This is a genomic window from Nonomuraea sp. NPDC002799 (genome assembly GCF_053592075.1).
This window is the reverse complement of sequence record NZ_JBSFVA010000001.1, coordinates 476603-497977: the sequence shown is the minus strand read 5'-3', so window position 1 is coordinate 497977 and position 21375 is coordinate 476603. Positions and strand designations below refer to the sequence as shown.

Here is a 21375-nt window from a genome sequence, read left to right as displayed (position 1 = left end):
GCTCCGCGCCGACCGGCGCGGAGCCGGCGGCGTGCTGATCGCCGATGCGACCGGCTCCGTCAAGAAGAGCACCGGTTCGGCAGGGTGCAGCGTCAATACAGTGGTGCCCGGGCCGGATCGAGAACTGCCAGATCGGCGTGTTCCTCGCCTACGCCACCACGCGCGGCCGAGCACTGCTGGACCGGCGGCTCGCGGTACTGGTGGCGCTCGTTCGGGCGGTCAGGGGGGGAACCGCTCCGGGCGGAAGTCCGCAAGCAGCTCATCTCTCTCCCCGCCGAGAATCTCCGAAGCAAGCAGCCGGCCGAGTACCGGCCCGAGCGTGATGCCGCTGTGGGAAACGGCCTCGTAGTAGCCCGGCACAGACGGCACCGCTCCCACCGAGGGGAATCCGTCGGCTGGGATGGGCCGGTCGGCTACCCGTGTCTGCACGATGCGGGAGTTCCCGAGCTCGGGAACGACGTGCCGCGCCGATTCGTGGAGCAGCCGTCCGAGTGCCGCTGGATCTTCGCCGGTGTCGATGAGCGCGTCGATCTCGAGGCTGTGGAGGACCACCGAAGCGTCTCCGTCAGGACGGATCGCGATGCGAGGCGTGTGCATGACCCGGTGAAACGGGACCGGAGCACAGCCGATCCGGGTGACGGCCCCGGGTTCCCGGCGCATCGGCAAGTGCCGTGCGATGAGCCTGGCGATGTGGGAGGCGCTGGGGCCCGCGGCGTTCACGACGACGTCGACGTCGAGACGGCTCCCATCGGATAGAGCGACTGTCCGGACGCTCCCGTCGGCGCCGGTGCCGATGTCACAGACCGCGGCGCCGAACCGGTGCTCGGCGCCGGACGCCACGGCCTGGCCGACCAGGCGGCCGACGAGATGACGTCCGTGCACCCAGGCTTCGTCGGGGTAGAACACGACCGGAACCTCGCCGGGCATCGTGAGACCAGGTTCGAGGCGGCGGCGCACCTCGGCCCCCGTGTACATCTCGACCCGGTAGTCCCAGCCAGCCAGCAGCCCGGCTGTTTCCAGGAGCTGCGCCTCCGCTGCGGGGTCGGCTGCCCAGCGCAGGTGGCCGCTGGGATACCACCAGGAGTCTGGCCCGATGGTCTTGGCAAGCTCGCGGTACGCCGCCATGCCCGCGACGTTCAGGTCGAAGTAGGACCTGCGCGCGGTCTTGTTGCTGGCATTGACCCACGAGAAAGACCAGTTGGTGACGCCTTCGCCCGGCTGGCCTGCGTCGATGAAGACCACCTTGGCGCCGTGCCGGGACAGGTTCCAGCCCACGCCGGCTCCGAGGATGCCCACTCCGATGACAGCGACACGTTCAGACCGCTGCACGGACCCGATCATCACGAACGCCTCCTTCCCGGATCACGGGCGTCGCCCGTTCCTCATATGCAAACACGAGGAACGGGTGAGCACGATGAACGGGACAGACAGAGCCTCCGGAATCGGGTGCCGAGGCGGGCGGGCGCGGTGGCTGCGGTGGTGGGCGGTGGCGGCGATGTTGGTCCAGCCGATCAAATGGGCCAGGCGTGTCTGCCCGACGGCTACGGGCACGGTGAGAAATCATAACGATACTGAGCGTAGTGAGCGGGCTACTGGCAGAACTTAACACCCCAAGAACCGTAGTCACTACCGAATTTGGGTGCATCGAGGGAGGTCTTCGATGCCGCCGCCTTCCGGGATCATGCCCCAGAGGAAGGGGATCAGATACTGAGGCGGTTCGCCCAGGAGCACGGTCAGTTCGTTCTCGGTGACGGTGAGGGTGAATGCCGGGCCCGGTTGCCGCGAGTTCCATCCTTGTTCGGCGGCGCGTCGGATGCATGCGCTGACGAGGATGGGACGGACCGCGATCGTCCGCTCTCCTGCCCAGTTGTCCGGCCGGGCGCAGGGGAGGGACACCACAAGAACGCCTCCCGGCTCCCCGGCTCGCTCGGCGGCGAAGGTGAAGGGGATCCAGCTCTTGCCCTTGGTGTAAGTGGGCCTGTGGCTGACGCACCAGTGGTAGACGGTGCCGTCGACGGTGATGCGCCGCGAGCCCTTCTTCGGCATTGCCACGGGCCGCCTCCACATTCTCCTCTTGGTCCGTCGCTGACGACCGCAAGAGTATGTGCTGCTCATCAACATGATCGAGCCGTTTTCTCAGGCGATCACGCATGCTCGCCAGCACCAGAGCGATGCCCACATGGCCAGCGGCCACCGCCAGCGCAGCGGAAGGGGCTCACGCCGCCCCTCGCGGGTTTGGGCACGATCACGGCGGGAGCCAGCGGCATCAGGATCGCCAGGGCGCATAAGGCAGGTCCAGCAGTGCCAGGGTCGGCCACCAGTTCCAGATGTTGACGTGCAGGGACTCGCCGTCGGGGGTCTCCAGCCGTCTCGCGCGCAACCCGGCGGTTCGCCGCGCTCAGGGCCCTGGGTTATGCAGAACCATACTTCCGAGAAGTATGGTTCTGTATAACGCGCACTGGAGGACCTTGATGGAGAAGCCCGAGCGGGTCTACGACCGCCTGCGGGAGTGGGAAGGGCTGGCGCGCTTCGTGGCTCCGGAGCGTCGCCCGCCTTCGGGTACGGGTGCCAGGCTCGGAGTCGTCAGTGGGCGGCGCCGGCAGGGCAAGAGTTTCCTGCTGCAAGCGTTGGCGGAGGCGGCCGGCGGGATGTATTTCGGGGCCATCGAAGCGACGGAGGCCGAATCCCTGCGGCTCTTCGCCGACGCGCTCACCCGCTTCACCCGTGAGCCCGTGGAGATCCCTTTCCGGGATTGGAACGACGCGATCACGTACATGTTCCGGGCCTTTCGCGCCCGGCCGGTGCCCCTGGTCATCGATGAGTTCCCGTTCCTCATCAGAGCATCGCCCGCGCTGCCGTCGATCATCCAGCGTGAGCTCGGGCCGGGAGGCAGCGGGAGAGAGAGTGACGCACGCCTGATCCTCTGCGGATCGGCCATGTCGGTGATGGGCGGGTTGTTGTCGGGGCAGGCGCCGCTCCGTGGGCGTGCCGGGCTGGAGCTGGTGATCCGCCCCTTCCGCTACCGGCAGGCGGCGCGGTTCTGGGGGATCGAGGATCCGCGGTTGGCCGTGTTGGTGCACGCGGTGGTGGGGGGCACACCTGCCTACCGGTACGAGTTCACCCAGGGGGATGTGCCGGAGAACCTCGCCGATTTCGATTCCTGGGTCGTCAGGACCGTGCTGAATCCGCAGACCCCGCTGTTCCGCGAGGCGCGCTATCTGCTGGCGGAGGAGCCGGATATCCGGGATCCGGCGCTCTATCACTCGGTGCTGGCCGCCATCGCGAGCGGGAACTCGACCAACGGCGGGATCGCGGGCTACGTGGGCCGCAAGTCCGATCAGATCACCCACCCGCTCAACGTCCTGGAGGACTGTGCGCTCATCACCCGGGAGCCCGATCTGTTCAGGTCCGGGCGCGCCCGCTACCGGATCGTGGAGCCGTTGATCGCCTTCTACGAGGCGATCATGCGGCGGCGCTGGCCGGAGCTGGAGATCCACCGGGCGGAGACCGTGTGGCAAGCGGCCAGGCAGACGTTCCTGGCGCAGGTGATGGGTCCGCACTTCGAGGCGTTGTGCCGGGACTTCGCCCTGGATGCCGAGGATGCGATTTTCGGGGAGTTCGCGGCGGAGGTCGGGTCCGGCGTGGTGGCTGATCCGGCCAACAGGACGCAGATCGAGGTCGACGTGGTGGCGCTGGCCCCGCAGGAGCCCGGACGGCCGCGGCGGATCCTGTCGCTCGGTGAGGCCAAGTGGGGTGAGGTCATGGGGCGCCATCATCTCGAACGGCTCGCCAGGGCGCGTGACCTGCTGGAGCGCAAGGGTTACGACACCCGTGACACCGTGCTGGCCTGCTTCGGGGCGGCGGGTTTCGGTGCGGAGTTGCGGGCGGTGGCCGCGGGGGATGGGCGGGTGCTGCTGGTCGGGCTCGATGAGCTGTACGCCGGTCGCCGATGAATGTCCCGAATGAGGGGTTTGTGGGCTATTCACTGTCAGTTTAGGTAAATGTCAGACAGCGGCATTCGGTCGGTATACGGTCAGGTTTCGGTCTGTTCCGTAACCGAAGACGGGTACTGCACATGCGTAAGGTTCTGACACTCGCCCTGGCCGCCACCACGACTTTCGGCCTGCTCTCAGCCCCCGCGACCGCCTCTCCTGCCGATCGCCCCCAGTCGTTCCCGACCGAAATCAACGGCGGAGCCTGGTCCGAAGGGCATGTGCAAGGCATCGCCCTAGACCAGCGCAAGGGGTACATGTACTTCTCCTTCACCAACGTCCTCGTCAAGACGGACCTCAAGGGGAACCCGGTCGGCTCGGTCACGGGCTTCACCGGTCACCTCGGTGACATGGACTTCAACGCCAAGGACGGCCGCGTGTACGGCTCCCTGGAGTACAAGGAGCAGGAGTCCTTCTACATCGCCATCTTCGACGTCGACCGCATCACCAGCATGAACATGGACGCCCAGACCACCGACGTGGTCAAGACGGTCTACCTCAAGGACGTCGTGGCCGACTATGTCGCGGACATGAACGGTGACGGCAAGTTCGACGGCAACATCGCCGACACCGCCGACCACCGCTACGGCTGCAGCGGCATCGACGGGGTGTCGTTCGGGCCGGAGTTCGGCAAGAAGCACGGCAAGGACAAGCTGACCGTGGCGTACGGCATCTACTCGAACGTCACCCGCCAGGACAACGACTACCAGGTCCTGCTCCAGTACGACATCCAGCAGTGGAAGAAGTACGAGCAGCCGCTCACCGAGGACGCCCCGCACACCAGCGGCCCCGACCAGGCGGACGGCAAGTACTTCGCCTACACCGGCAACACCACGTACGGCGTGCAGAACCTCCAGTACGACGACCACACCGGCAACTGGATGCTGGCCGTCTACAAGGGCAAGAAGCCGCAGTTCCCCAACTACTCCTTCTTCATGGTGGACGGCGCCGCGCAGCCCAGGAACGGCGACCTCGTGGGCCAGCCCCAGCCCGAGCAGGGCCGGCTGCTCACCCTGGCGCCCGGCGGCCTGCAGCATGACGCGTCGGGCGTCCGGGGCTGGGAGTTCACCGGCGAGTACGGGCTGATCTCACTCGGCGGCGGCCGCTACTACGTCTCCAAGGCGGGCACGGTCACGGAGAACGGCGTCACCAAGCACACGGGCGTCGCGCAGCTCCACCGCTGGACGGGCCAGACGCCGACCCCGTTCGAGAAGGTCGGCTGACCGAGGACCGGCCGGCTGCGGCGTGAGCGAACCGGGCGGCAGCACCGCGTAGCCGACGGCCTGCCAGTGGGCGGTCAGTAACGGCTGTTAGGGTCGTCCCTCATTCTCTTTAACACGTAAAGAAATCTTGGAGGAGGGTCATGAGGACTACCCGGAAGATCGTGGTCGTCGCATCCGTGCTGGCCGGAGCGGCCGGCCCGATCGCGGCGGTGGCCCCTGCGGCCGGCGCCGAGACGGCGTCGGCCGCTGCTTGGATCGCCTATCACGACCTCAGCGCCTCGGCGAGCGTGTCGCGGGTCCAGCAGTTGAAGCAGCAGGGCTACCGGCCGATCACGGTGAACGTTTCGGACGGGGAGAGGTACGCGGCCGTCTGGGTCAAGGACGGGTCGTCGACCAAGTGGGGCATCTGGCAGGGCATGTCCGCCGACGGATTCCAGAAGCGGTTCGACGCGGGGCTGAGGGAGGGGACGCAGCCGGTCTCCGTCTCGGCCACCGGACCGGCTGACGCGCGCGTTTTCACCGCCATCTTCGAGAAGAAGGGCGGCAGCTTCTACACCAGGTCTAACCTCACCCCGAGCCAGTTCGAGGCGGCCAACAAGCAGTACACCGCCAAGGGGCTCGCGCTGACCTCCGTCGACGCGTACGGTACCCCCGGCGACATCCGCTACGTGGGCGTGTGGACGACCAACAACGGCGGGGCCTGGTACTACTCCTACGGCAAGTCCCGCGAGGCGCACGAGGCGTACTTCGACGCCAAGCAGAAGCAGGGTTTCCGGCCGGTCAAGGTGGCCGTGGCGCCCGACGGCACGTACTCGGCCGTGTATCGCAAGGACGGCGTCAGGTCCTGGGCGCACTACATCGACATGTCGAGCTCCGGCTACCAGAAGCGGTTCGACGAACTCAAGGGCAAGGGCCTGGCCCCTGTCCAGGTCAACGCCGAGAACGGCCGCTACACCGCCATCTGGCAGTAGGCGTGCTCCGGGGTGGCCGCCGCTGCCGGCGGCCGCCCCGGTCAGCGGGCCAGGGGCCGGACGTCGCCCGGCATGCTGCCGGCGCTCTTGGTGTCGTCCTCGATCCCGGAACGTTTCGCGGCCGTCCCTGCTCCTGAGCGGCACCGCGTAGGACCCCGGGGTTACAAAGCCGACAGCAGGGCGTTGACGTGCCGGAGCGGGTCGGTGCCGAGCGGACGCACCGCCACCGTCTCAGCCCCCGCCGCCCACAGGCTCTTGACCTGCGCGGCGGCCTCCTCCGGCGTGCCCACCGCCATCACCACGTCCTCAGCCGCGATCCCCAGGAACTCGGCCTGCCCGGCCACCATGGGCGCGACGGCCTCGGCGGAGGCCGGACCCGTGTGCAGGAACGTGAAGACCACCAGCTCGTGACCGTCACCGGCTCCGATCTGGTCGAGGATCCCGGGAAGCTGCTCCGGCCCCACCCCCTCAGGCACGATCGTGCCCTCGGCGAGGCGGCCCGACAGCGCCAGCGACTTGGGGCCCTTCACTCCGGCCAGCACGGGCGGGGGCACGACCGGCGGGTGCACCAGCGACACCCCGTCCAACTGCACCGACCTGCCGTGCAGGGTGACGGTCTCGCCGCGCAGCAGGGCGCGTACGGAGGTGATGGTCTCCTCCAGGAGCGACAGCGGCGATGGCACGGCGGCGCCCACCTGGCGCATCCAGTTTCCGCCGCCGTGCCCGATGCCGGCCGCGAGCCGCCCCGGATGCAGGCGGGCGAGGTTGCCCAGCTCCATCGCGAGCAGCATCGGGTTGCGCAGCGGAGCGGGCGTGATGCCGATGCCCACCCGCAGCCGCGACGTCACGGCGAGCGCGGTGGCGGCGGACGAGATGCCGCCCGTCCAGCCGAGGTCCTCCACCACCCACAGATCGTCGACGGTCGTCGCGTCGAGCGCCCTGGCGAACGGGATCAGCTCCTCTGGCGGCAGGGCACGGTCGAACATGACGCCGAGTCTCACGGTGCCCTCCAGAAGAAACAGACGCCGAGTCTCACAGTGCCCTCCAGAAGAGTCTCACGGTGCCCTCCAGTAATAACGGAACAAGCGGCCGACCTCCGAGTATCCGGCACGCTTGAAGGCATCCGCCATCGGAACGTTGCCCACGTCCGTGGCCGCGACGATGCGTGGCAGCCCGGCCTCGGCGAGCGTGCGGGTCCCCTGGGCCAGGAGGTCGTTGACGTAGCCGTGCCCGCGATGCTCGGGCACGACGCCGATGTAGGCGATGGAGTGGTCGTCGGGGGCCACCAGGCCGACGGGCTGGTCGCCCAGGTGGGCGATGACGAACCAACTGGGCTTGGCCTTGCGGTTGACCAGGTCGTCGTACATCCACCGGGCCTCCCGCTCGACGCCCGACGTGGCCACCTCGACGCGGGTGTCGTGGTCGAGGGAGCCGTCGGAGATGCGTACGAGGATGTCGAGCACCTCGGCGGGCTCCATGTGGCGCGCCTGCCGGTAGGTCAGCCTGCCGGGGTCGTCGGGAACGTCGCTGCCCACCACCCACTCCAGCAGCAGCCGCTCCACCTCCATGGTGAACCCGGCCCCGGTCAGCGCGCCGTGCTCGACGAGACGGTCGACCACGGGAGTGAGCCCGGGTTTGAGCGAGATGTCGTGGATCACCTTGCGCACCCCGAGCGCCGCCATGCTCCGGCGCAGCAGCCCGGCGGCGGCGACGGGGTCGGGCCCCGGGTCGAACTGCCAGACGAGCAGTGGCTCCGAGCCGGGAAGAGGGGCCCAGAACGCCAGGTGGGCCGGCCCTTCGACGAAGCACCACTCAGGCCGGGTCCTGCCCTCGTCGAAGGCGGACGCGAGCTGGGAGCGCGCAGGCTCGGGGAACTGGTCGAACAACGTGAAAGCCTCCGCATGCCGTGGGGCTTCCCCGCGACGTCATGAGGCCGTGGAGAGAGGTGTGCCCGTGATGAACATGACCATGTTCTCGCACACCTCCACGCCATCTGACCGTGGTTTATGCCGCCGCTTCCAGGGCCGCGCGGGCCTCTCCCATGGAACCGCTGGTCTCGAAATACCGGTCGAGATTCGTGATCGTCAGCAGGTGGCGGATCATTCCCGGTGAGAGCACGAGGATCAGGCGGCCGTTCATGTGCTGGATGGTGTTGAGCGTGGCCACCAGCACCCCGAGTCCGACGGAGTCGCAGAACGGGACCTCGGTGAGGTCGACGACCAGGTTGGGTGGATCGGCGGAGGCCAGTGCCTGCTCCAGCCCGGCCCGCAGCCGGGGGGCGCCGGCGACGTCCAGGTCGCCCTCGACGTGCAACACCGTGCAAGGGTGCTCTTGCCAACACCTGACCACCATGGGGCCTCACCTGCCCGAACCGCAGAAAGCTATGCCTATTTCTTACATATGTTCTGCATTGCCGTTTTCGTCGTTGGTGTAACACTCGGCTTGGCGGATGGTGGAGAAGACGCCTTCTGCTTCCCGATTTTCGGCTGGTCGCTGCCCGCGATCACTTCGATGCCGTCGATGTCGGCCTTGCGGAGCTCCGCGCCCGGGATGGCGGCGCCGACCGCCCGCGCGGCGGCCTCCCGGCCCTCGCCGTAGCGGATGACGGTCTTCTTGTAGTCCTTCTTGCCGGTGTTGCCCGGCTCGCCGGGCACCTTGAAGCCGTAATCGGTCAGGGCCGACTTGGTGCGGGCGCCGAGGCCGGTGATGAGGGTGCCGTTCTTGACCTTGAGTGTGATGCTCCCGGGCGAGACCGGGGACGGCTTGGCCGACGGCGTGGCGCTGGCGGCCGGCGTGGGCTTGGTCAGGTCCTGGTCTTTGTCGATCTTGGCGAACAGGTCGCGGGCCGCCTGCTTGTCCCACAACACCGCCGACTCGCCGGTGGGCGCCTTGAAGTCGACGTCGGACAGCGGCACCTCGGCGAACTTCACGTCGTCCAGCGAGACGTCCCGCACCTGGCCGGCCAGGCCGAGCAGCCCGTCGTCGGGATCGACCTTGACCGTGCTCAGCGTCGAGTTGACGAACGCGGCCAGCTTGGCCGGATTGGCCAGCGTGTCGGCGCTCAGCGCCCGGTTGAGCAGGGCCGAGATGACCTGCTGCTGCCGGTCGATGCGGTCGAGGTCGGAGCGGGCGGTGGCGCGGGTGCGGGCATAGCCGAGCGCCTGGACGCCGGCGAGCTGGTGGGTGCCGGCGGGCAGGTTGAGCGCGATCTTGGCATCGCTGATCGGCACGGGTGTGCAGACGGTCACGCCGCCGAGGGAGTCGACGACGTCGATGAAGCCGAGGATGTTGACCTCGATGTAGCGGTTGATCTGCAGCCCGGTGGCGGCCTCGACGGTCTGCTTGGCGAGCTTGGGCCCGCCGAACTGATAGGCAGAGTTGATCTTGTGATCGCCCTTGCCCGGGATCGTCGTCCAGGTGTCGCGCGGCAGGCTCACCACGGTGACCTGCCGGTGGTCCTCCGACAGATGGATGATCATCATGGTGTCGGTGCGCTGGCCGGACTCGCGGCCGAGCTTGAGACGATTTTGTTGCTGGCGGGTGAGGTCGTCGCGCTTGTCGACGCCGACCAGCAGGATGTTCTCGGCGCCCCGGGCCGAGGAGGCGGTCACGCCCGCGTCGACGGTGCCGATCTGGCGCGGGGTCGCCCACACCGCGCCGGTGGTGATCAGGATGCCCGTGGACAGGAGGCCGGCGATCACGATGTTGCGCCGGCGGGCCTTGGCGCTCCTCTTGAACGGCTTGCGGGTGCGGGCGGGTGTGAGCGTGACGCCGCCGTAGGCGTCTCCGCCCACGAGCACACCGGCGTCCTCCTCGCCCGGGTCGCGCATGCCGTCCCCCTTTTGTGACCCCGGAGGATCGGGCCTTCGATTGCCCTCCTCCCGTGCTCGTACAGTAGCGTGAGCCCCGCCATGAAGCAGTTCCCCGACTCGCCGCACGCGCCCACGGAGACGCACGGCTGGCCTCCCATCTCCGTCGTCATGCCGGTCCTCAACGAGGAGCGGCACCTTCGCGAGGCTGTTGATCAGGTCCTCGCCCAGAGCTACCCCGGTGAGATCGAGGTCGTTCTCGCCGTGGGTCCGTCCCATGACCGCACCCAGGAGGTCGCCGACGCCATCGCGGCGGCCGATCGACGGGTGACGGTGGTGCCCAACCCCACGGGCCGCACGCCCAACGCGCTCAACGCCGCGATCGCCGCCGCTCGCAACGGCATCATCGCCAGGGTCGACGGGCACGCCATGTTGCCCTCCGACTACCTGCGCGTGGCGGTTCAGACGCTGGCGGAGACCGGTGCCGACAACGTCGGCGGCGTCATGGCCGCCGAAGGCATCACGCCCTTCGAACAGGCCGTGGCCTGCGCCATGACGTCCAAGATCGGGGTCGGCGCCGCCGCCTTCCACGTGGGCGGCACGGCGGGCCCCGCCGACACCGTCTACCTCGGCGTCTTCCGGCGCTCGGCGCTCGACCGGGTCGGCGGCTACGACGAGCACTTCCAGCGCGCCCAGGACTGGGAGATGAACCACCGCATCCGCCAGAGCGGCGGTCTCGTCTGGTTCCAGCCGCGCATGCGCGTCTCCTACCGGCCGCGGCCCAATGTCAAGGCGCTGGCCAAGCAGTATTTCCACTACGGCCGCTGGCGCCGGGTGGTCTCGCGCACCCACGAGGGCACGATCAACCTGCGCTACCTGGCGCCGCCCGGCGCGGTGCTCTCGATGGTGCTGGCGCTGGTCGTCTCGCCGTTCTTCCCGCTCGCGCTGATCGTTCCCGGCGGCTACGTCCTCGCCATCGTGGCGGGCTCGGGGCTGACCGGCAGCGGGCTGCCCACCGCGGCGAAGGTGCGGCTGCCGCTCGTGTACGCGGCCATGCACTGCTCCTGGGGCTGGGGCTTCCTCACCAGCCCGAAGAAGCTGGCCAGGCCACCCGGGTCATGACTGCGCGAAGACCCGCTCGATCGCCGCGTCGAAGCGGGTCAGCGCATCCGGATACTCCGGCCCGAACAGATAACTCCGCAACTTGATCCTGGCCCGGGCGAGCGTGTCCTCCCCACCGAGGAAGTCCGCCAGCCCGGCCAGGTCCTCCCCGAGCAGCACCCCGGCCTCGGTGCTGGGATAGCGCTCGTGGAAGGCCCGCTCGGGCAGTCCCGCGACGTTCGTCACCGCGTACGGCTTCTCGCTGGCCAGGAAGTCGGCCACGACGCTGGAGATGTCGCTGACCAGCAGATCGCACTCGTTGAAGCAGTCGTAGAGGTGCGGCTCCCGCCCAGTCACCACCAGATGCCTGATCGGCGAGGTCGCCGCCGCCACGCTCGACGGGTGCCTGGCCTTCGACTTGGCCAGCTCCAACGTCTCGATCATGGCCACGATCTTCCGGTGCGCGCGGATGGCGCTCTTGTCGCGGGTGCCGGTGAGCGGGTGCGGCTTGTAGATCACGCGCAGCGCGGGCCGGTGGTCGAGCAGGGCGCGCACGATGCGCGGGCCCATGGTGATCAGCGAGGTGTGGAACAGGTCGTCGTTCCAGCCCTCCCAGGTCGGGGCATACAACACGGTCCGGTACGGCAGCGCGGGCCCCTCCGTCGAGATGCCTTCGAGTTGCGGCCGGCCCACCTCGCGGATGTTCTCGTCCCTGACGCGCACCTTGGCCCGGCGATAGCGGTCCCTGCCCGCGGGTCCGGCCACCCAGACCTCGTCGTACACGCGGGAGAAGGGGTTGAACGAGGCTTCCTTGTCGCTGTCGCCGTGGTTGAGGAAGGCGCTGCGCACGGTCGGGATGCGCAACATGTGCACGTTCCTGCCGACGTTGGAGACGTACAGGCACAGGCGGGCGCTGTAGAGGGAGCGGAAGCTCATCAGGTCGGCAGCCGACGGGATGCAGAGCATCGGCAGCGTGGTCGGCTCCAGGTGGGTGGCCATGCCGCGCTCGCGCAGCACCACGATGGCGCGCCGGCCGACGAGCTCCAGCGTGGGCAGCCACATCCTGGCCTGGTAGGCGGCCGCGGGGGTGCCGGAGAAGTACAGGATGATCTCGGGGTCGTACTTCCTGACCTGCTCGCCCACCACCTCGATCACCCTGGCGGTGTCCGTGAGGGGGGTCGCGCGGCGTACGTAGGGCATGAGCGCGAGCGCTCCCAGGGCGCCCGCCACGAGCGCCAGCCCGGCGCCGAGCGTGGCGGGAACGGCGCCGAAGGCCGCGCCGAGCACCGGCAGCGCGTCCAGGTAGAGGAAGCGCACGCTGCGGGCGTCCCCCAGGAAGAGCGGCGGCATCTTGGGGATGCGCAGCGCGGAGACGTCCAGGTTGCGGGTGGTCACCGGCATCTGGCTGAGGGTCTGCTTGAGCCGCAGCGCCAGCCCCGTGTGCGCGGCCCGCACCACGTGGACGCCGAACACCCCCGCCGCCAGCGCCACGAACCACGGCGAGTCGGGCCCGGCGGTCCGTGCCACCAGCAGCAGGGCCGCGGTCTCCCTGGCCGCGAACCGCAGCGTGATGCCGAGATGCACCTTGCCGAGCAGGTCGGGCAGCGGCCGGGCGGCGCGCGGCGCGATGTACTCCAGGGCATAGGAGAGGGCGGCCACCACCCCGAACACCAGCGGCGCCGGCCACAGCGCCGACACCAGCAGCACGGGATAGCAGCAGAGCAGTGCCGCGAACACGATGAGTCTCCCCATGCGTCCGCACGGTAACAACCGTCAGGTCAAGGGGCGTCCACGCGCACGTCTATGACTTGGACTGATAGGTCGCATTCATCCGTCGGCTAGCTGGAAGAGCAACTCGGCGATCCGCAGGTCGGCGGGATGGGTGACCTTGATGTTGCGCTCGCTGCCCGGCACGAGGTGGATCGGCACGTCCGGCAGGTAACGCAGCACCACGCCGCAGTCGTCGGTGGCCGGCCGGTCGGCGAAGCCGGGGTCGGCGAAGGCCCGCTCGTAGGCCGCGCGGATCACCGACAACCTGAAGCACTGAGGCGTCTGGCTGCGCCGCAGCAGCGACCGGTCCAGCACCTCGCCGATCACCTCGCCGCCCGCCCCGCCACCCGGCTCGGGAACGGCCACGAACACCGTGTCGGAGCTCGGGATCGCCACGTTGACGGCCGCGTGCGTCTCCAGTGCCTTGACGCATTCGGTGATGATCCGGGGCTCCAGGAGGGGGCGTACAGCGTCGTGGAGCAGCACGTCGCACTCCTCCGTGCCCAGCGCCTGCAACGCCCGCCACGTGCTCTCCGTACGGCTCGCGCCCCCGTCCACGATCTTGCTGACCTTGCGGTAACCGCCGCGCGCCACGATCTCCCGCACCCGATCGGCGTAGCCCGGCGTCATCAGCACCACGATCTCGTCGATCTCCGGCGCGCCCTCGAACACGGCCAGGGAGTGCTCGATGATCGTCTTTCCCGCCACCTCGATGAGCTGTTTCGGCGTGTCGCGCCCGACCCGCTGCCCCACACCGCCCGCGAGGAGCACTGCAACCGACCGTGAATCCATGACGCGAGCGTAACGGTCCTGTTCCGTGATATTGCGTTGACCTGTCGCTACGCTGTGGCTACGCACCCCCAAGCCACGCGGCTCCCGAACGACCGGGAGGAGACCTGCGCTTTGCCCGACTCATTGACCCGTGAAAGCACGACCCCGGCGGCCGTGCTGCTCGCCACGACCCCGGCCTGCAAACTCTCCTGCGCCGACGGCACGCTGCTCGACCGCGTCAGCGACCAGCTCGCCGTGCTGCTCGTCCACGACGTCCAGGTGCTGAACGCGGGCGGCCTCGGAGCCGATCTCCGGGCCGTCGCCAAGATCGCCAGAGCGGCCACCGGCGCCGTCGCGGTGCTCCCCGCCGACCTCGTCGCCCACACCGAAGCGCTCGCGCTCCTGCTGGAGCACCCCGCGCGCGACACCGGCGCGCTGGTCGCGCACGACGCGACCGCCTCTCCCATGCGGCCGCCCGTCCGCGTCCAGAGCGGCCGGATCGTCGCCGCGGGCAGCTCGTTCCACACCGTGCCCGAGGCCAACGCCACCTTCAGGGGCGTGCTCCAGACCGGTGAGGCCGACCTGGCCGCGCTGGCCGACGTCGCCGAGGAGCTGGCCGAGCTGGCCGACACGGGCAAGCTCGGGCCCGTCACCGCCGTCGAGGCCGTGGACCTGCTGCTGGTCGGGCTCGTCAGATCGGGCGTGCGGGTCCGGGCCACGGCGATCGGGCCGCTGCACGCCGACCGGGTGACCGGCCAGAACGCCGCTGACAGCGCGGTCACCAGGCTGGCCGACGTGGACGAGGCCAGAGTCAGGCTCGACACCTCCGTCAAGGACGACGACGGGTTCTTCGCCACGTTTCTCGTCTCCCCCTGGACCCGCCACCTGATCACACCCGCCGTCCGCCTGAAGCTCACGCCCAACGCCGTCACCGGCATCTCGATCGGCCTGGCGGCGTTGTCGGCCGTCTGGTTCTCGGGCGGCACCCAGGGCGAGCGGCTGGCCGGGGCGGCGCTGCTCTACCTGTCGTTCGCGCTCGACTGCCTCGACGGCCAGCTCGCCCGCTACACGCGCACGTTCTCCCCGATGGGCGCCTGGGCCGACGGCATGTCCGACCGCCTGAAGGAGTACACCGTCTACGTCGGCCTGGCGCTGGGCTTCGGCGGCGGCGAGGGCATCTGGCACCTCGCCGTGGCCGCGATGATCCTCCAGGTCGTGCGGCACGCCGTCGACTACTCCTACGCCGGGGCCGTCGCCGACGCCACCCGCGTCGGCGCGCTCTGGGGCCGCCCGGCCCGCTCCCTGCTGGAGGCGGCCGACGCCGGGCGGGCGCACGGCGTGCTCGGCCTGGCGCAGCGCATCGAGCGGGACACGATCGCGCACTGGCTGAAGAAGATCATCGTGCTGCCCATCGGCGAGCGGATGGCGCTGATCGCCATCACGGCCGCCGGATGGAACGCCAGGGTGACGTTCCTGTCGCTGCTCTGCTGGGGCGGGGTGGCGGCTCTCTACCAGCTCGCCGGACGGATCGCGAGGTCGTCGCAGTGATCTCTGTGCACATGACACCCGTCCCCGGCAGCACGGTCGTGGCCTACCGCGACGACGGGCCGCTCTCGCGGGCGATGGGCCTGCTCGTGGCCGGGCAGTTGCCGCCGCTGCCGCCGGTGATCGCGGGCACGTTCGTCACCGGGGTGCTGCTGCTGATCGGCGTGGCCGGGTCCGACGGGCTCGCGGTGTTCGCGCCGGCCGTGACGCTGCTGCTGGCCGGGCCGGGCAGCAGCCATCCGCACGACGGCCGCTTCGACTGGCTGGTGCCGCCTGTTCTGCGGCTCATCGAGTACACCTTCGTCGCGGCGTGCGGGTTCGCGCACCAGGTGCATCCCGTACTGATCTTCCTGCTGCTCGGAGCGCTGGCCTTCCACCATTATGATCTTGTGTACCGGCTCAGGCAGCACGTCTACCCGCCGGCGTGGCTGGCCACGTTCGGACTCGGCTGGGACGGGCGGATGATGGTGGTCTCGCTGGTCGCCCTCACGGGCTGGATGACCGGCGGTTACCTGGTGCTCGCGCTCTACCTGTGGGGGCTGTTCGGCTGGGAGAGCCTGACGTGCTGGCTGGCCGCGCCCCGCTCCGGAGTGGATGCGGCTGATATGGGAACGCAAGACTAACGCCGGATTACCCGCTGAGGGCCCAAAGACGAATACTCTTTGGGCCTACGGTGGGACGCGCCCCCGCGTTCCACAGGATGTAACGGTTTTTTGTTTGTACGGTGAGCCGCAATGCGGCGGCCCACATGCTCGACTGAGGAGTGCACGTTGCTGGGAATGGTTCTGGCCGCTGGAGCCGGACGACGCCTGCGGCCGTACACCGACACGCTGCCCAAGGCGCTCGTGCCGGTCGACGGCGAAACCACGATCATGGACATCTCGCTGCGCAACCTCGCCGAGGTGGACCTGCGGGAGGTCGTGGTCGTCGTCGGGTACGCGGCGCAGGCCGTGCACGAGCGCAAGGAGGAGCTGGAGAAGCGCCACGGCGTCCGGCTCACCCTCGTCCACAACGACAAGGCCGAGGAGTGGAACAACGCCTACTCCCTGTGGTGCGCCCGCGACTACTTCGCGCAGGGCGTGCTCCTGGTCAACGGCGACACCGTGCACCCGGTCTCGGTCGAGAAGACGCTGCTGTCCGCGCCGGAGACGAGTGACATCCTGCTCGCCGTCGACAACGTCAAGAAGCTCGCCGACGAGGAGATGAAGGTCACGCTCTCGCCCGAGGGGGCGCTGCGCCGCATCACCAAGCTGATGGACCCGGCCGAGGCCTACGGCGAGTACATCGGGGCTACGCTCATCCGTCCCGGCGCCGCCGAGCGGCTGGCCGACGGGCTGAAGACGACGTTCGAGCGTGACCCGCAGCTCTACTACGAGGACGGTTACCAGGAGCTGGTCGAGCGCGGTGAGCTCATCCAGGTCGCGCCGATCGGCGAGGTCGACTGGGTCGAAGTGGACAACCACGAGGACCTCGCCAAGGCTCGCACCATAGCCGTTCGCTACTGAGGGGGCGCTGATGCCGCTTCTAGCGAGGATGCTTCCGGCGCCCCTGACCATGGAGGTCAGGCGCGGCGCGGTGGCGCAGCTCGGCGCCCTGCTGGCGGACAGCCGCGTGGCGACCTCCGGCAGGGTCGCGGTGGCCGTCGGCCCCGGCCAGGGTGACCACATCGAGAGCCTGATCGCGCCCACGCTGGGCGAGGCAGAGGTGTTCAGGGTGGCCGACGGGTCGGTCGACGCGGCCGTGTCGCTCGGCGCCGACCTGCGCAAGGGCGCCTACGAGGTGGTGGTGGGCGTGGGCGGCGGCAAGACGATCGACGCCACCAAGTACGCCGCCTCGCTCGCGGGCATCCCGATGGTCGCGGTGGCCACCAACCTCTCCCACGACGGCATCTGCTCGCCCACGGCCTCCCTCCTCTATGAGGGCGGCAAGGGCACGTTCGGGGTGCCGATGCCGCTGGCCATCCTGGTCGACCTCGACTTCGTGCACAACGCGCCGAAGTCGCTCGTCAGAGCGGGCGTGGGCGACGTGGTGAGCAACCTGTCGGCCATCGAGGACTGGCAGCTCGGCAATCTGGAGCGCGGCGAGCCCATCGACGGGCTGGCCTGCTCGATGTCCCGCACCGCCGCCGAGGCGCTGATCGGCCGCAAGGACTCCATCGAGTCCGACGCGTTCCTGACCGTTCTGGCCGAGTCGCTGATCCTGTCGGGCATGTCGATGGTGGTGGCGGGCTCCTCACGGCCCGCGAGCGGTGGAGATCATGAGATCCTTCATGCCGTGGATCAGCTCTTTCCCGGCACCTCCAACCACGGCGAGCTCGCCGGGATCGGTGCCGCCTTCTGCTTCTTCCTGAGGGAGGACGCGACCCGGGTCGATCAGGTCGTCGGCTGCCTGCGCCAGCACGAGCTGCCCGTCGTCCCCGCCGACATCGGCCTCACCAGCGAGCAGTTCGCCGAGGTCGTCGCCCTGGCTCCGGCCACCAGGCCGGGCCGTTACACCATCCTGGAGCACCTGCGCATGCAGGACTCCGAGATCCGGGATCGGGTGGGGGACTATGTCCGCGCCTTCGGTAGCTGAGCTGCGGCGGGTCGCTCAGCCCGCCGGCCACCTCGAACGCAGGAACGGCGAGCACTGGGCCGGCGTGCTCTACATGCGCAAACTGTCGATCTATGTCACCTGGTTGATGACGAAGACGCCGGTGACGCCCAACCAGCTCACCTGGGTGATGACGGTGGCCGGGATCGCCGCCGGGGTCGTGCTGGCCCTGCCGGGGTTCTGGGCCGTCGTGGCCGCCGCCGTGCTCGTGCAGATCTACCTGCTGCTCGACTGCTCCGACGGCGAGCTGGCCCGCTGGACCGGCAAGACCTCGCTGGCCGGCGTCTACCTCGACCGCGTCGGCGCCTACTTCGCCGAGGCCGCGCTGCTGGTCGGGCTGGGCTGGCGGGCGTCGGCCGTGCTGCCCGACTGGTACACCGTGCTCGGGGTCGCCGCCGCGCTCGGCGCGATCCTGATCAAGGCGGAGAGCGACCTCGTGGACGTGGCGCGGGCCAAGGGCGGCCTGTCGGCGGCCAGCGACGCGTCCGGCGTGCAGTTCCGCTCCGGGCTGCTGGGGCTGGGCCGGCGGGTGCTGGCGGCGACGAAGTTCCACCGGATCGTGCAGCCGATCGAGCTGTCCCTGCTGGTCCTGGCCGCGGCGGTGGTCGATCTGGTGGTCGGCGACCTCGTGGTCACCCGGCTGCTTCTCATCGCCTGCTTCGTAGCGGCCTGCCTACAGGTTGTCCTGCATTTGGTCAGCATTCTCGCATCGAGGCGGCTGGCGTGATCTCATGTCGGAACCGGACGGGCCTCCCGTCCGTCGTATTGATCGGACGTCCGCCGTTCGGTGGGGGTTCACCCTCGGTTCCGATACGCTTAGCTCACCCAATATTGAGAAATATGCAGACCAGCAGACTCGGTGATCATGAAAGAATGCTCCGCCCGTGCTCTCAACGCGTCAGGACGATGATTCGTTGAAGATCTCGTGCGTCATCCTCACCATGGGCAACCGGGTCGCGGAGCTGGACCGGGCAGTCGAGTCCGCGCTCAACCAGGTCGACGGAGACGTCGAGGTGGTGATCGTGGGCAACGGCGCTGATGTGCCCGAGTTGTCGGCGACGCCACCCGAGGGGTCGGCCGCGGTCGTGAAATCGATCCGGCTCGACCGCAACACGGGCATTCCCGCAGGCCGTAATCGCGGCGTGGAGGAGTGCTCGGGAGATGTCGTGCTCTTCCTCGACGACGACGGCTGGTATGCCAGCCAGAAGGTCGTCTCCCATGTGCGCGACCGCTTCGCCACGGAGCCCGACCTGGCGGTGATCTCCTTCCGGGTGATGGACCCCGACGGCGGCATCGGCCAGCGGCGCCACGTCCCGCGCCTGCGGGCCGGCGATCCGGAGCGCTCCTCGCCGGTCACGACGTTCCTCGGCGGCGCCTCGGCCATCAGGCGCTCGGCCTTCCTCCAGGTGGGCGGGCTGCCTGAGCAGTTCTTCTACGCGCACGAGGAGACCGACCTGGCCTGGCGGCTGCTGGGCGAGGGCTACCGGATCGAGTACGACGCCGAGACGGTGATGTATCACCCGCAGGTCCCGCCGACGCGGCACGCCCAGTTCTACCAGCTCAACGCCCGCAACCGGGTGTGGCTGGCCCGGCGCAACCTGCCGTGGCCGCTGGCGTTCCTCTACCTCACCAACTGGGTCGTGCTCACCCTCCTGCGTGAGCGGGGCTCCGGGGTGGCGCTCAAGGCGTGGTTCGCCGGGTTCTTCGAGGGCCTGCGGACGCCGGCGGGCGAGCGCCGTCCCATGGCCTGGCGCACGGCCTGGCGCATGGTCAAGCTCGGCCGCCCGCCGATCGTCTGACGCCGCCCGTCCATCTGATCCGGCCGGGTCAGATGGGAGTGGCCTCGCCGAAGCTCATGGCCGCGTGCGCGATCGTCGAGCTGAACATCGGCCGCTTGGGCAACCCCAGCTCGCTCAGCTCCTTGGCGACGGGATGGTTGCCCAGGCGGATCAGCGCGCCGCTGGGCCGGACCCGCGCCCCACGGGCGCGTACGGACCAGGGGACCCGCCGCGTGACCCCGTCCCGGTGGGTGTAGGCGTCGAGCGGCGCCATCGCCGTGGCGCCCGGCATGGGCGCGCCAGGCTTGATCAGCATGTCGAGCACGAGCCGCCCGTCCTTGCGCAGGATGCACCTCTTGTACGGAGAGGCGAGCCGCAGGTCGATGTCCGCCAGCTCCTTCGGGAACCCCCACAGGGTCCGCCCGGCCTCCAGCGTGAACGGCTGGTCCACGGGCAGCCAGTGCACGAACACCCCGGCATGCCGCAGATCTCCCAGCCCGACCGAGCCCGGCAGACCCGGCGGCCGCACCAGGAAGGCCATGCCGAACTCGTGGTAGGTGTCGAGATCTCCGTCACGGTAGTCCACGAACAGCAGCACGCAGACCGCCTTGCCGGGCAGGATCTCGGCCACGTCGAGGCCGGAGTAGGCGATGACGGCCCTGGCGGCGTCGGCGCGTACCGGATAGAAGGCGCTGCAGACCTCGGCGTCCCACACCCGGACAGGCAGGCCCACCGTCCGGCCCTGGATCAGATGTGATGCCATGGGACCAGTACATCAACCTCCAAGCCGTGTGACCATTCCCGCTCCGGTGCCGTCTAGATGCGAGGTGACAATCGGCAGAACACGGGGGGCGGCATCAGACGGCTAGCGCGTGCGCCGTCAGCCCCGCCCACGACTCGGCCCGCTGGACGAAGGCCGCGGCGTGATCCGGCCAGTGGTGGCGCAGGCGCGCCTGTGCGTGCCCCAGCCCGCCCAGCCCGGCCCGCCGCGCCGGGTTCTCCTTCAGATCCAGTACGGCGTTCAGCACGGCGTCCACGTCCAGCGGCACCACGACCCCGCAGCCGGCGCCCTCGACCAGTGAGGCGCCCTGCGGAGTCGTGATCACGGGCAGGCCCCGGCCCATGTAGTCCATGATCTTCGTGGGCAGCGTCCGCACCGTGTCGTCCGCCAGCGACAGACCCGCCAGCGCGCCTTCGGCCATGCGCAGGGCGTGCCGGTTGGGGACGTACCCGAACCAGTCGAGCAGCCCCACCCGCTGTGCGTCACGCAGCAGGGGGCGCACCTCGCGGGCCGCGGCGCCGATCAGGTCGAGCCGGATGCCGTGCGGGACCAGCCGCTCGGCCAGGCCGATGAGCTCCGACACGCCGCGTTCGGCCGACAGGCGGCCGATGTGCACCACCCTGGTGTCGCCCGGAGGGGGAGGGTCGGACGACACCAGGGTCGCCTCGGGCACCGTCAGGGGCGTGACCACCTGGTGGCGCCTTCCCGCTCGGGCGAGCCGCCTGGGCGTGACCTGCTCGCGGACGTCCCACACGACGGGCGGGCGCCGGTGGGGCAGCACGCGCAGCAGCCGGTGGTCGTGCACGATCAGCAGGTCGGCGTCCTTCATGCCGCGCCTGAGGGCGGCGCGGGCGCGGCCCTGGGAGGCGTGGTGCGCCACGTCCACCGCCGCGAGTCCCATGGCGGGGGTCACGTTGAAGTAGGTGAACGGCGCGACGTAGGTGACCTCGTGGCCCGCGTCGAGCAGTGCCCGGATCTGCCGATGCATGATCCGGGCGTCCTCGGGATGGTGGACGGTCGTGGCGACACATGCGCGCATATG

At 69.5% G+C, this 21375-nt stretch carries 20 protein-coding genes and 1 pseudogene; 11 read left to right on the top strand and 10 right to left on the bottom strand.

The window, feature by feature from the left end; genetic code table 11:
• Nucleotides 1-28: 28 nt before the first annotated feature.
• Nucleotides 29-191: pseudogene (locus tag ACWD0F_RS02170) on the top strand (transposase); the annotation flags it as partial.
• 28 nt (nt 192-219) lie between these two features.
• Here the strand turns inward: ACWD0F_RS02170 and ACWD0F_RS02165 are convergent.
• Together ACWD0F_RS02165 and ACWD0F_RS02160 are read right to left on the bottom strand one after the other, a co-directional pair.
• Nucleotides 220-1341: an NAD(P)/FAD-dependent oxidoreductase gene (locus ACWD0F_RS02165; protein WP_449872374.1), complete on the bottom strand. Its 1122-nt coding sequence runs from the start codon at nt 1339-1341 to the stop codon at nt 220-222.
• Nucleotides 1342-1626: 285 nt separating this feature from the next.
• Nucleotides 1627-2052, bottom strand: coding sequence for a hypothetical protein (locus tag ACWD0F_RS02160; protein WP_449871913.1), 426 nt, complete (start codon nt 2050-2052; stop codon nt 1627-1629).
• A gap of 419 nt (nt 2053-2471) precedes the next feature.
• Here ACWD0F_RS02160 and ACWD0F_RS02155 point away from each other — a divergent pair, with 419 nt between their 5' ends.
• From ACWD0F_RS02155 to ACWD0F_RS02145, 3 genes are all read left to right on the top strand, one after another.
• Nucleotides 2472-3953: an AAA family ATPase gene (locus tag ACWD0F_RS02155; protein ID WP_449871911.1), complete on the top strand. Its 1482-nt coding sequence runs from the start codon at nt 2472-2474 to the stop codon at nt 3951-3953.
• A gap of 122 nt (nt 3954-4075) precedes the next feature.
• Nucleotides 4076-5215 carry a hypothetical protein gene (locus tag ACWD0F_RS02150; protein WP_449871910.1) on the top strand — a complete coding sequence of 380 codons (1140 nt, stop codon included), beginning with the start codon at nt 4076-4078 and terminating at the stop codon, nt 5213-5215.
• 140 nt (nt 5216-5355) lie between these two features.
• Nucleotides 5356-6186 carry a hypothetical protein gene (locus ACWD0F_RS02145; RefSeq protein WP_449871908.1) on the top strand — a complete coding sequence of 277 codons (831 nt, stop codon included), beginning with the start codon at nt 5356-5358 and terminating at the stop codon, nt 6184-6186.
• 161 nt (nt 6187-6347) lie between these two features.
• Here the strand turns inward: ACWD0F_RS02145 and ACWD0F_RS02140 are convergent, their stop codons facing one another.
• The 4 genes from ACWD0F_RS02140 to ACWD0F_RS02125 all read right to left on the bottom strand — a co-directional run bounded on the left by ACWD0F_RS02140 (nt 6348) and on the right by ACWD0F_RS02125 (nt 10016).
• Nucleotides 6348-7172 carry an LLM class flavin-dependent oxidoreductase gene (locus tag ACWD0F_RS02140; protein WP_449871906.1) on the bottom strand — a complete coding sequence of 275 codons (825 nt, stop codon included), beginning with the start codon at nt 7170-7172 and terminating at the stop codon, nt 6348-6350.
• Between the two features lie 69 nt (nt 7173-7241).
• Entirely contained in the window at nt 7242-8072 is an 831-nt protein-coding gene (locus ACWD0F_RS02135) for a GNAT family N-acetyltransferase (RefSeq protein ID WP_449871904.1), read from the bottom strand.
• Nucleotides 8073-8190: 118 nt separating this feature from the next.
• Nucleotides 8191-8538, bottom strand: coding sequence for an STAS domain-containing protein (locus ACWD0F_RS02130; protein WP_449871902.1), 348 nt, complete (start codon nt 8536-8538; stop codon nt 8191-8193).
• Nucleotides 8539-8573: 35 nt separating this feature from the next.
• The gene (locus ACWD0F_RS02125) at nt 8574-10016 is read right to left on the bottom strand and encodes an LCP family protein (protein WP_449871900.1); all 1443 of its coding nucleotides are present in this window, start codon (nt 10014-10016) and stop codon (nt 8574-8576) included.
• A gap of 81 nt (nt 10017-10097) precedes the next feature.
• On the opposite strand from ACWD0F_RS02125, the gene ACWD0F_RS02120 reads away from it, so the two are divergent.
• Nucleotides 10098-11117, top strand: a complete 1020-nt coding sequence (locus ACWD0F_RS02120; protein ID WP_449871898.1) for a glycosyltransferase family 2 protein — start codon at nt 10098-10100, stop codon at nt 11115-11117.
• Here the strand turns inward: ACWD0F_RS02120 and ACWD0F_RS02115 are convergent.
• Together ACWD0F_RS02115 and ACWD0F_RS02110 are read right to left on the bottom strand one after the other, a co-directional pair.
• Nucleotides 11112-12848, bottom strand: a complete 1737-nt coding sequence (locus ACWD0F_RS02115; RefSeq protein WP_449871896.1) for a CDP-glycerol glycerophosphotransferase family protein — start codon at nt 12846-12848, stop codon at nt 11112-11114. The two genes, ACWD0F_RS02120 and ACWD0F_RS02115, sit on opposite strands and share 6 nt — an antisense overlap.
• 75 nt (nt 12849-12923) lie before the next feature.
• Nucleotides 12924-13658, bottom strand: coding sequence for an IspD/TarI family cytidylyltransferase (locus tag ACWD0F_RS02110; protein WP_449871894.1), 735 nt, complete (start codon nt 13656-13658; stop codon nt 12924-12926).
• A 111-nt stretch (nt 13659-13769) separates the two neighbouring features.
• On the opposite strand from ACWD0F_RS02110, the gene ACWD0F_RS02105 reads away from it, so the two are divergent.
• The 6 genes from ACWD0F_RS02105 to ACWD0F_RS02080 all read left to right on the top strand — a co-directional run bounded on the left by ACWD0F_RS02105 (nt 13770) and on the right by ACWD0F_RS02080 (nt 19573).
• The gene (locus tag ACWD0F_RS02105; protein WP_449871892.1) at nt 13770-15185 is read left to right on the top strand and encodes a CDP-alcohol phosphatidyltransferase family protein; all 1416 of its coding nucleotides are present in this window, start codon (nt 13770-13772) and stop codon (nt 15183-15185) included.
• Nucleotides 15182-15805 carry a DUF5941 domain-containing protein gene (locus tag ACWD0F_RS02100; protein WP_449871890.1) on the top strand — a complete coding sequence of 208 codons (624 nt, stop codon included), beginning with the start codon at nt 15182-15184 and terminating at the stop codon, nt 15803-15805. Before ACWD0F_RS02105 ends, ACWD0F_RS02100 begins: the two co-directional genes overlap by 4 nt.
• Before the next feature lie 147 nt (nt 15806-15952).
• Complete coding sequence (locus tag ACWD0F_RS02095; protein WP_449871888.1) at nt 15953-16687, top strand: phosphocholine cytidylyltransferase family protein; 735 nt, start codon at nt 15953-15955, stop codon at nt 16685-16687.
• Nucleotides 16688-16715: 28 nt separating this feature from the next.
• Nucleotides 16716-17756 carry an iron-containing alcohol dehydrogenase family protein gene (locus ACWD0F_RS02090; RefSeq protein ID WP_449872373.1) on the top strand — a complete coding sequence of 347 codons (1041 nt, stop codon included), beginning with the start codon at nt 16716-16718 and terminating at the stop codon, nt 17754-17756.
• Complete coding sequence (locus ACWD0F_RS02085; protein WP_449871886.1) at nt 17734-18501, top strand: CDP-alcohol phosphatidyltransferase family protein; 768 nt, start codon at nt 17734-17736, stop codon at nt 18499-18501. Before ACWD0F_RS02090 ends, ACWD0F_RS02085 begins: the two co-directional genes overlap by 23 nt.
• A gap of 187 nt (nt 18502-18688) precedes the next feature.
• On the top strand, nt 18689-19573 hold the full coding sequence (locus ACWD0F_RS02080) for a glycosyltransferase family 2 protein (protein WP_449871884.1): 885 nt from the start codon (nt 18689-18691) through the stop codon (nt 19571-19573).
• A gap of 28 nt (nt 19574-19601) precedes the next feature.
• On the opposite strand, the gene ACWD0F_RS02075 is transcribed toward ACWD0F_RS02080, so the two are convergent.
• Complete coding sequence (locus tag ACWD0F_RS02075; RefSeq protein ID WP_449871882.1) at nt 19602-20315, bottom strand: acetoacetate decarboxylase family protein; 714 nt, start codon at nt 20313-20315, stop codon at nt 19602-19604.
• A 94-nt stretch (nt 20316-20409) separates the two neighbouring features.
• On the bottom strand, nt 20410-21372 hold the full coding sequence (locus tag ACWD0F_RS02070; RefSeq protein ID WP_449871880.1) for a glycosyltransferase: 963 nt from the start codon (nt 21370-21372) through the stop codon (nt 20410-20412).
• Between the last annotated feature and the right edge of the window lie 3 nt (nt 21373-21375).

Coding starts and splice junctions, on each gene's coding strand:
- ACWD0F_RS02165 (WP_449872374.1), bottom strand. CDS start 1,341: ATGATCGGGTCCGTGCAGCGGTCTGAACGTGTCGCTGTCATCGGAGTG.
- ACWD0F_RS02155 (WP_449871911.1), top strand. CDS start 2,472: ATGGAGAAGCCCGAGCGGGTCTACGACCGCCTGCGGGAGTGGGAAGGG.
- ACWD0F_RS02150 (WP_449871910.1), top strand. CDS start 4,076: ATGCGTAAGGTTCTGACACTCGCCCTGGCCGCCACCACGACTTTCGGC.
- ACWD0F_RS02145 (WP_449871908.1), top strand. CDS start 5,356: ATGAGGACTACCCGGAAGATCGTGGTCGTCGCATCCGTGCTGGCCGGA.
- ACWD0F_RS02140 (WP_449871906.1), bottom strand. CDS start 7,172: ATGTTCGACCGTGCCCTGCCGCCAGAGGAGCTGATCCCGTTCGCCAGG.
- ACWD0F_RS02130 (WP_449871902.1), bottom strand. CDS start 8,538: ATGGTGGTCAGGTGTTGGCAAGAGCACCCTTGCACGGTGTTGCACGTC.
- ACWD0F_RS02125 (WP_449871900.1), bottom strand. CDS start 10,016: ATGCGCGACCCGGGCGAGGAGGACGCCGGTGTGCTCGTGGGCGGAGAC.
- ACWD0F_RS02120 (WP_449871898.1), top strand. CDS start 10,098: ATGAAGCAGTTCCCCGACTCGCCGCACGCGCCCACGGAGACGCACGGC.
- ACWD0F_RS02115 (WP_449871896.1), bottom strand. CDS start 12,848: ATGGGGAGACTCATCGTGTTCGCGGCACTGCTCTGCTGCTATCCCGTG.
- ACWD0F_RS02110 (WP_449871894.1), bottom strand. CDS start 13,658: ATGGATTCACGGTCGGTTGCAGTGCTCCTCGCGGGCGGTGTGGGGCAG.
- ACWD0F_RS02090 (WP_449872373.1), top strand. CDS start 16,716: ATGCTTCCGGCGCCCCTGACCATGGAGGTCAGGCGCGGCGCGGTGGCG.
- ACWD0F_RS02085 (WP_449871886.1), top strand. CDS start 17,734: ATGTCCGCGCCTTCGGTAGCTGAGCTGCGGCGGGTCGCTCAGCCCGCC.
- ACWD0F_RS02075 (WP_449871882.1), bottom strand. CDS start 20,315: ATGGCATCACATCTGATCCAGGGCCGGACGGTGGGCCTGCCTGTCCGG.
- ACWD0F_RS02070 (WP_449871880.1), bottom strand. CDS start 21,372: ATGCGCGCATGTGTCGCCACGACCGTCCACCATCCCGAGGACGCCCGG.